This window comes from Paraburkholderia sp. RL17-383-BIF-A, from assembly GCF_046028015.1.
Classification (GTDB): domain Bacteria; phylum Pseudomonadota; class Gammaproteobacteria; order Burkholderiales; family Burkholderiaceae; genus Paraburkholderia.
Genome location: NZ_JARESR010000086.1, coordinates 1 through 526 on the forward strand (window position 1 = coordinate 1; position 526 = coordinate 526).

General features: G+C 60.1%; 2 protein-coding genes. Both read left to right on the plus strand.

The window, feature by feature from the left end; translation table 11 throughout:
- On the plus strand, positions 1-141 hold a 141-nt coding region (gene cydP, locus P0D71_RS36045; protein ID WP_408355488.1), incomplete at its 5' end, for a cytochrome oxidase putative small subunit CydP.
- A partial coding sequence (locus P0D71_RS36050) for a cytochrome ubiquinol oxidase subunit I (protein ID WP_408483891.1) occupies positions 131-526 on the plus strand: 396 nt, incomplete at its 3' end. The genes cydP and P0D71_RS36050, both read left to right, overlap by 11 nt.

Consider the following 526-nt stretch of genomic DNA (forward strand, 5'->3'; position numbering starts at 1 on the left):
GCACTGCTGATGGCGCTCAAATACGCGTTCTTCAACCATCCACAGGCAGAGCACATGTCGCTCCCGCCTGAGCAAGTCGCGCAGGCGCTGCTGTCCGTGCCTGCCTCGCATCCGTCCCAAGGTGATCAACATGCCCGTTAGCGAAGTCGTAGAACTGTCGCGCCTCCAGTTCGCCATCACGGCGCTCTATCACTTCCTGTTCGTGCCGCTCACGCTCGGCCTGTCCTGGCTGCTCGTCATCATGGAATCCGTCTACGTGATGACCGGCAAGCAGATCTACAAGGACATGACCCAGTTCTGGGGCAAGCTGTTCGGCATCAACTTTGCCATGGGCGTCACCACCGGCCTCACGCTCGAATTCCAGTTCGGCACCAACTGGTCGTACTACTCGCATTACGTGGGCGACATTTTCGGCGTGCCGCTCGCCGTCGAAGGCCTGATGGCGTTCTTCCTCGAGTCCACCTTCGTCGGCCTGTTCTTCTTTGGCTGGAAGCGCCTCTCGAAGGTCCAGCACGTGGGCGTCACG